The 8,828-nt window shown below is 56.7% G+C and carries 4 protein-coding genes; all 4 read right to left on the bottom strand.

What is annotated here, in order from left to right; genetic code table 11:
- Positions 1-325 precede the first annotated feature (325 nt).
- On the bottom strand, positions 326-2,776 hold the full coding sequence (locus IVA78_RS01945) for a CoA transferase (RefSeq protein WP_247464020.1): 2,451 nt from the start codon (positions 2,774-2,776) through the stop codon (positions 326-328).
- A 362-nt stretch (positions 2,777-3,138) separates the two neighbouring features.
- Positions 3,139-3,927 (bottom strand): SDR family NAD(P)-dependent oxidoreductase, encoded by a 789-nt coding sequence (locus IVA78_RS01940; protein ID WP_247464017.1) that lies wholly within the window; start codon positions 3,925-3,927, stop codon positions 3,139-3,141.
- Between the two features lie 184 nt (positions 3,928-4,111).
- Positions 4,112-5,392, bottom strand: coding sequence for an aminotransferase class I/II-fold pyridoxal phosphate-dependent enzyme (locus tag IVA78_RS01935; RefSeq protein ID WP_247464014.1), 1,281 nt, complete (start codon positions 5,390-5,392; stop codon positions 4,112-4,114).
- A 1,288-nt stretch (positions 5,393-6,680) separates the two neighbouring features.
- Positions 6,681-8,033 carry an LLM class flavin-dependent oxidoreductase gene (locus tag IVA78_RS01930; protein WP_247464012.1) on the bottom strand — a complete coding sequence of 451 codons (1,353 nt, stop codon included), beginning with the start codon at positions 8,031-8,033 and terminating at the stop codon, positions 6,681-6,683.
- Positions 8,034-8,828: the final 795 nt, after the last annotated feature.

The following is an 8,828-nucleotide window of genomic DNA, read 5'->3' as shown; positions in this document are numbered from 1 at the left end:
ACGCCGTCCTCGCCGCCGTCGGCTACAACTTCCGCCGCCTGATCTGCTGGCTCAGGCTCTCGTTGTGGCAAATCCTGGCCATCCTCTTCGCCCGACCCCGAATCAATCCAGCCTGAATTCAGGGTTCTTCACGGACGACTGAGTAGTCAGCGCATGCCGACGCAAGAACGGTCGCTATCAGCGTTATCCGCGGCGATCAACTCTATGCAGTGGCGTACTGCTGGCCCGTATCGTGCGGTGGTACAGTGTACCAGGGTCGATCTCTAACCGCGAGCTGACCGATCTGCCAAGCCTGAGCTTTCGGCGATCTGGGGTGTGGCCTTTATCAGACTGGCGATACCTTCTTTGTTCTTGTGAGCTCGTCTTCGGAAAGCATCACCGTGCCGATGATACCGTCTCTAGCCAAGTGCGCGATCTCTGTGTCAGAAAGCCCAAGAAGTCCTGTTAGAATCTCCCTGTTGTGTTGTCCAAGCGTTGGTGCCGCTGTGCGGATTGCATTGGGCCTTTCACCCTCCCGAATTGGCATGGACGGCTGCGGATGCCGGCCAATGAAAGCGCGTTCGGCTTCTTGCAGATACCCGCGCGACCTGAGATGCCGATCACTGAGCAGATCAATTGGCAGGCGGGCCACGCCGGCCGCTATCCTTGCGGCCTGCAACTCGGACATCGCCTGGTCCGCATCGCGGGTGATCGTCCAGGCTTCGATCGCTTGTTCGATCAAATCCTCGCTATCACGGCGAGCTTCCGCAGTTTTCAGCGAAGCGTCTTTGGCCCAGTCTGGCCGCCCAATGAGTCTGGCAAGCCTCTGCCACATGTCCTGGTCGGCCGCGGCTACTATGACCCAATTGTCCTCACCGGCACACCGGAAGCAGCCATGCGGCACGAACTGCGGATGTCGATTGCCGTGTTTTACCGGCGGCGCACTGTCGATCGAATGGAGCGTGATCCATGGAGCTGCAAACGGCAGCATGCATTCGATCTGCGCAAGGTCAATGAACTGCCCTCGCCCGGTGGTACGAGCGTGGAATAGCGCAACCAGAACTGCAGCGCAGCCGTTCAACCCACCTACGGCATCTCCAAAAGCAATGTGACTCATCACGGGAGGCCCGCCGGTTTTGCCGACCAGACTCGGTAACCCGGAGCCCTGCTCGAGAGTCGAACCATAGGCCCGGCAAGCGCGGCTGGTGCTGTTCGTGCCAAAGGCTGACATCGACATCATGATAAGTCGAGGATTGAGCGTTCTGAGCACGTCGTAGCCAAGCCCGAGCCTGGGCAGCACATCGACCGAATAGTTGTCGACGACAATATCAGCTCCCGCAGCAAGCCGCTTTGCAAGAGCGACGCCCTGCCGTCGCGTCAGGTCGAGGGTGACGCCGCGCTTGTTCCGGTTCGCCATGCAGAAGCGCGCCCTCTTTTCATACATCCGATCCTCGATGTAAGCAGGCCGTCGATCAACACCACGCCACCAGTCCGGATACTGGATGGCCTCTATTTTGATAACCTCCGCACCAAGGTCAGCCAGTGTGCGCGTACACAAGGGACCCGCCCAGCCCATCGAGAAGTCGACGACGCGAATTCCCTCCAATGGTGGCCCGCCTACATCGATGCGGTCGGACGATGACGACGCAGTGCCGGTGAAGCGCCTTCCCATATGTGCTACACTCTGCTGCTCCCCTGGAGCCGGAACCTTGCCACCCCGGCGCGGCGGCGTCAGTGTCAGCCTCTGCATCGAGCCAGCCGTCTGGCCCTCTTCTTCGCCAATCAGGACAGGCACGATCGCGCCTGGCTCGCTCTTCTCCGCGTCCTGCAGGAGATCGGACATTTCGGGCACCGGTACGATCGGGATCTTGCGTTTCAGTCCTTCCGCAAACCACTCGCGCGCGGTGCGCGTTTTCAGCCTCGGAATGAACTGCCGTTCGATCCGTTGCACGTGTTGCAGACGATCGGCCCCCATGAGGAGAGACGGATCGTCACGGAGTTTGGACAGGCCAAGCATATCGCAGAACGCGCGCCATTGCGCCGGAGTGATTGTTGTAACACCGAGCCAGCCCTCTTTTGTTTTGTAGATGCCGATCGGAAAGTTCGGCCAGAAGCGGTTTATGCCAATTCGACGCATCACATCCCCGTGCTCATACGCCTCGAACATCTGATACTCGCTGAGAGCGAGGCTCGATTCGAAAACGCTGAGCGACCACGACCACCTTCTCCCACCTCGCCTTATTCCCGGGACCGTCGAAGCAGCCGCCGCGATGAAGCCCCATAGACCAGCTAAGATACCAGTCTGGAAATCCGGTGCGTGCAACGGCGGACCCTCGGCCGGTCCAGCCAGCTTGATGAGGCCGGCGAGCGCGCGTATCGTCGAATCGGTTGCGGCGAATCCTGCATAGGGCCCCTCGCGGCCAAACCAGCTTGCTTCAAGGTAAATCAACCCGGGGCATTTCAGCCGGATCGCGGCGATATCAATGGAAGGGCACTCTGCGGGATCAATATCGCGGCCATCAATCAGAATGTCGCAATTTTCGATCACTGCCGTCAGCTGCGCAACCGCGTCTGGATCGGTGACATCGATGATAAGGCTCGACTTGTTGAAGTTCAGGAATGCAAACCACGCGCTCTGGCCAGAAGGCGTGAGTGGCGCGCTAGCGCGGAGTGGATCTCCACTTGACGGCTCGACCTTCTGAACATCGGCGCCGAAGTCGGCAAACAACCGAGCGCAATAGCTGGTTGCCGCCGAGCTACCGATCTCGACGACGCGCAGATGCGAGAACACTTCCATCTGGGGCTCCATTTTCCCTCGAGCTGATACTGCGCAATGTCACTTGCTCGCGACGCTAGCTTGCAGACGCGGAGAGCGTGGCGCGGTTTACCAGGCCATCGGCGGAAGAGGCCGGACTGCGATCCAGTGCGTACAAGCCGTGATCCAACGCTGGCATCTCTCCGGAAGCGACGACTTGGTTGATGCTAACCATCGCGAGAAAGACGCATGAAAGCCGACATAAGACGACCCCGCTCCAGTCGATCCATGTCCTCCATGCACCCGCGACTATGTGCCGTTTGAGACGCGAGAAAGTTGAGGACACGGTGAGCGCAAGCGAACCCAGCTTTCACTATCGACGATCAAATGCGATATGCATCGGCTTACGCGGCGAACTCGCCGCCTGTAATGTCGATGGTTGCGCCGGTGATAAAGCCCGCCATTGGCGAGGCCAGAAAGCTTACGACATGCGCCACCTCCTCAGCAGTTCCAAAACGGCCGACCGGAATCCTGCTGAGAGCAGTGCGGTTCACCGCGGCCTCGGGTGATCCAGTCAAATCGCTGAGAATCCGTCCAGGAGCGATACAGTTGACCGTGACACCATATGGCGCGAGATCCCGCGCAGCAGCGCGGGTTAGGCCGACCATTCCCGCCTTAGAAGCGGCATAATGTGGCCCAGCGACCATGGGCATGGCACGCCCCGCGAGTGACCCGACATTGATGATGCGTCCATTGCCTTTCGCGATCATTGCTGGCGCCAGGAGCCGTATGAGAATGAAGGGGCCGGTGAGATTGACATCGATGACCCGCGCCCATTCATCGAGGGACGTCTGCGAAAGCCAAGGTGCATTTTGGTCCACGCGCTTGGGGGAGATGCCAGCATTGTTCACCAAAATGTCGATCTCGCCCCAGCGTTCCCGGATTCGATCCACAAACACCTGCACATCATTGTGTCGAGTTACGTCAATCCTCTCAGCATAGAGCTGTTCTTCCGAGAAGCCGAGAAGATTGAGCGCCCGCTCCAAATGATCTGCTTTTGTTGCAACAAAGGCGACGCGATAGCCATCGACCAAGAGCCGGCGAACGATCTCCAGTCCGATCCCGCGCGCTCCTCCAGTCACAAGCGCAACGCGGCGGTCGCTTTGCTCGCCGAGTTTTCCTGGCTTCGGCATGTTTAGACAATCGCAACCGGAGTTACGAGCGAGTAACGCCCTGTTGAGAACAATGGCCCAAACAATCCGCAGACGCCTAGGGCGTCGAATAATGGATTGAGATTTGACGAGCCTTTATCATCCTTTTTGATATAAGGTGATAGCAACCATACCGGGCAGCTCAATGGATTCGTCGTCTGAATCATTACATCACCTCAAAGGATATGGCTTCCCGCGTTTGAGCCACAGCTTCCAAGATGCAGTCGCACAATCGCTCTATATCTTTGTCTTCATGATCGGCCGTAATGCACACTCGGATCCCTGCCTTTCCCTGCGGGACCGTTGGGAAGAACGTCACCGAAGTGTAGAAGCCGGAATCAAGGAGTAACTTGGCGATTGCAATCGCCTTGGTTTCCGATCCTATTGCAATCATTCTGATAGGAAAGGAATTTCCTTGCTGGGCGGTTGCAACATGACGATCAAAGTTCTTGATACGTTGCGCTAACCGCCGCTGCCGATCGCCAAGTTCTGCCGAATGGTGAATTTTGCACGATCCGAGCGCCGCGCCAACCGCTGCCAGGTTGGGGGGTACGGAAAACGCATAGGGAATGCAGTACCTTCGAAAGAGAGCTTCTTGATCAGCCGTTCCGAGCATCACCATGCCGCCCGATGCGCCAAAGCCCTTTGCCAGCGAGGCTACTATGATCGTGCGGTCCCCCAGGACTTCCGGAAACTGAGAGCGAGCAAATCCTTCCCCCTGGCGTCCGAAGATCGATATGCCGTGAGCATCGTCAATATAGAGAAAAAGCCCGTACCGTTCCTGGAGTTGGCGCAGCTGCTTGAGCGGCGCATTTCCTCCCATGGAGTAAACACCATCGCATACATAGACAACCGCTGAATGGCTGCGGCACAAGCGTTCCAGAGCGTCTAGGTCGTTGTGCGCGATTGTTTCCACCCCCGTTTCATCAGCAACCACGGGCTTGTGATAGGCCAGCGATAAGTGCGCAAGGCGGTCGAACACGACAAGCGGCTTTCTTCCACCAGTCAATTCGCCCGATGCAAGGAGTGGCATCGCACCTAGATTCGCGAGCATGACAGTGGAAAAGGCGATCACGCGTGCGGAGAACATCTCCGACAGGATTGTTTCAAGTTCTGCCAGGAGATCGAAATTGAGCCGCGTTCGTGCGCAGGACCAATGCAACGACCGATGTGCCTCGATCGCGTCGATCGCGGCATCGACAATCACGGGATGATTGTCCAAGCCAAGATATGAACACCGCACGAAATCAATTTTTTCCGGTCGCCTCTCAAGTGAACCCGAGCCCAGAGCGAAAGTACGCCCCGTCGTCGAACGTCCATAGATGGCCATGAGACCAGCCTCATGGGCTGCATCGAAATACGGACGGCTCGTATTGATCATGTAAGCAGTGTTGCGAAAATGTCCGGTCGGCCGGCCATCCTCAGAGATTTGGCTCTGCTGTGGCATTTTGGTTCTCCGCTTCGTTTGCCAAGCATGCAGAGCCGACGGCTTAGCTGAGTCGCATGGCAGACAATTTGACGACAGCTCACATTGGACCCGTTAACGCTTAGCTCGATCGCTTCCTTACTTGGAGCAATAATTAGTATGGACGCGGTCGCTTGAGCAGCTACCAAATCGGATAGCTTAGATCTGACAGAATCGAATAAGATGTTGATGACGGAACGTCGTCGTCGACCATGGCCGCATTCCGGTCATGGAGATGACAGGAGACGACGAGCGCGCAGCCGGAATCAAACAGGAGGCTCAGCTGCAACTTCGACAGAATGCATCCGGAGTGGCAATGCCGATTGTTTCCCGCATCTGGGCAAACACGTAGAGTTTGAAGCCGACTCAAGATTCACGCTGCATGACTTGCGCCAAGCTGCTTGGCAGACCGATCGCAACCTTTTCGACGGAGATCGGTCGGTATTTGCTACGGCGCGATAGCAGTTTTTGAGGGCGTCCGTTTCCCCGACCATGATTCTGCGACGCCTGTGCGGCCGGGTCCCCTTACCGAAAGCATTTGGCAGGTGCTGGCTACATAGTCGGGCCTTACGGAATACCCACACGCAGAGCCGTATCGATGCCGTAGCGGCGGCCCATCAGGACCACGTCGTGCGGAAGCCCACCGCATAGCCCAAATGATCAATAGCAATTGCCGGCCTGGTCTTGCAGTTTTCTTCGTGGTCTGGCTGCGCCGCCGACGTGCACGAACCGTCACCCACTCCCTGTCAAGTGGGGCCGATAGCCAAGGGGCAAGCTCGAACAATACTCTGCAAAGGAAAGGATCAAGGGCAACATGACAATTATCTTGCTTCCCGACTGCCCCCAACACTCTTGTGCAACCTTGATCGAATGCCGCCTTTTCGCAGGAACGCCGTACCATTCACGATCCAAGATGATCCAAGCTTCGATCTCTCGCGACATTCGGTGCCGGCCAGCACCAACTCAAGAACCCTGACCAACACTTGCTGATCCGACCAGCCCCCTCGACGGCCGCCATTCGACGCTCTCGAGATCACGGCATGATCAGCGCGCCGCAGCATTCGCCAAGCGGCTTGGCTCATCCGCATGCCTGATCATGGTCGCAAGGCTCCAGAATGCGCTGAAAACCGCCACGCCGATGTGATGCCGATCTCAGCCTCCGTTCGCTGTAAGCCCTTCTCAAATATAGGATTCCTGTCGATAAGGGCCGCCAAACTCTGATTGACTAGGACTTTCGCGCGACGTGGAGCAGATACGCAGTGGCAGGTCATCAACTGGTTAAACCCGCTTGCGTGAACCGATTAGGTGGCCGCTCGAGGCCGAGATTCTCTCTCAATGTTTGTCCAGCGTATTTGGACCTGAATTTGCCTCGCCGGCGCAGTTCTGGGAGAATGAGTTCAACAAAATCCTTGAGCCCGCCTGGAACAGTTGCGGGCAATATGTTGAATCCGTCAGCCGCACGTTGATCAAATCTATCCACCATGGCGCTGGCGATTTCGTCCGGCGTTCCAACAATCATGAAATGGCCACGGCTGTCCGATATCGAGCGAATCAGTTGTCTCCAAGTGAATTTCTGGCGCACGGCCAAGTCGAGGAGCACCTTCTGACGACTCTGGATGAAGTTCGTCCTCGGTAACGATTCGGGTACTAACGAGTCGAGATCCATCGAACGGATATCCGTGACAAATCCCAGCCAACGATCGGCGGTCCCAATTTGAACGTCAATGTGCGTATCCGATTGTAGCCTTTGAAGCTTCGCGGACGCTTCTTCCTTGGTCCTCCCAACGATTGGAACAATGCCAGGCATGATCAGAACCTGATCCTCCTTTCGCCCAAGTGCGCGTGCCTTCTCTTTGAGAGTTGCGTAGTATTGTTTACCGCTTTCCAACGACGGTTCAGCGGTAAACACCACGTCCGCCAGCGCTGCAGCGAATCGTATTCCGGACTCGGATGCGCCTGCCTGAACCAACACGGGATATCCTTGCGGCGGCCGTGCGATGTTCAGCGGGCCTCTGACTGATAGGTAGTCCCCTCGGTGGTTAAGGAAATGAAGTTTCGTCGTGTCAGCAAAAAAACCTGTTTGCTTGTCGCGAATGAAAGCGTCGTCTTCCCACGTATCCCAAAGCCCCTTGACAACTTCTACAAATTCTTTTGCCCGGGCATAACGCGTGCCGTGATCTGGAAGTTCTTCTTCGCCAAAATTTGGAGCTTCGTACTTATTTCCCGATGTGACAATGTTCCAGGCCGCCCGTCCGCGCGAGAGGTGATCAAGTGAGGCGATCATTCGTGCAAGATGGTAGGGCTGATGATACGTCGTGGTCGCTGTCGCGACAAGGCCGATATCCCGTGTTCTCGATGAAAGTGCCGACAAAAGCGTGATTGGCTCGAAGGTGTCGTTGCGGCTCACACGAGCTATGTTTTCGTTATCTTGTTCGACAACACTTGGGCTGTCGGGGATAAACACGAAGTGAAACGCCGCGGCCTCGGCAAGTGCCGCTAGGTGAGCATAATGGTTGACGTCAACTCCGCCATTGGCTGGCACGCTCGGATCTCGCCATGCGCCTTCGTTATATCCCGCCTGAATCAGGTACAATCCGAGCGTCATTTCACCATTGCGCTGCATCTCGTATCTCCCACCATGTTCGGTTGGTAGTCCTCGTCATTGAACAGAACAGATGCCTCATTCGTTCAGTTTTTCGTATCGCTCGACGGTCTCGTCGATTGAGCCCGCAGATGGTTGCCACGCGTGTCGGGTTGCCGTGAGATCCCCAGCATCCCCAAAGCGGAGCCGCCGAGACTCTCAAGGATTTCGCCATAACAATTGCTCGAACACCCTAATCGCCTCGCCGATATCCTTACTGGCTGTCGCCGCGGGCGACTTAACCGGCCGACGTTTATCTACCGACAGGTGACATGCTTCGGTTATATGGATCAATTACCAGCAATGGTAGTTGATCGAAGTGCATGTTGAGGCAGCCCAATCGCTTGTTCGCAGCTAATTCTGGCGTGGGTATACAAGCTGAAAGGCGCATGAGGTGAATTCTGATTTTGGAAGAACTGGACGACGTCCGCCGAGCTCGCTTAGCGTCTTGGACTATCTGGCGACGACTTCTGCGATGATCATCTGTGGAGTGATCGCGTGATCAAATGGAGAAGGGCTTGGCGATTCGGTGCGCTCGAGCCCGGACCGTACGGTACTGTCGGCAGATCACCGCGCCCACTGGCAAGAGGCTCACTGGTCAGCTGGCGATAGTCATAAGCCTGACGGTTCGATCATTGCTAGACTGCGTGATGGTTCCAAGGTCATGTCGCAAGCACGCTGGAAGGCCCATGTGGGAGGCGAACGATGGGGCCTTAGATGAGGGTGACCTTGCTCGGGCGCCTGATCCCCACGTTGAGAACCTCAATCGGCTAATAA

This window comes from Bradyrhizobium sp. 137 (genome assembly GCF_023074095.1).
Taxonomy (GTDB): domain Bacteria; phylum Pseudomonadota; class Alphaproteobacteria; order Rhizobiales; family Xanthobacteraceae; genus Bradyrhizobium.
The sequence above is the reverse complement of the archived record's forward strand: the minus strand, read 5'-3'. Positions and strand labels throughout refer to the sequence as shown.

Coding starts and splice junctions, on each gene's coding strand:
- IVA78_RS01945 (WP_247464020.1), bottom strand. CDS start 2,776: ATGGAAGTGTTCTCGCATCTGCGCGTCGTCGAGATCGGTAGCTCGGCG.
- IVA78_RS01935 (WP_247464014.1), bottom strand. CDS start 5,392: ATGCCACAGCAGAGCCAAATCTCTGAGGATGGCCGGCCGACCGGACAT.
- IVA78_RS01930 (WP_247464012.1), bottom strand. CDS start 8,033: ATGCAGCGCAATGGTGAAATGACGCTCGGATTGTACCTGATTCAGGCG.
- IVA78_RS01940 (WP_247464017.1), bottom strand. CDS start 3,927: ATGCCGAAGCCAGGAAAACTCGGCGAGCAAAGCGACCGCCGCGTTGCG.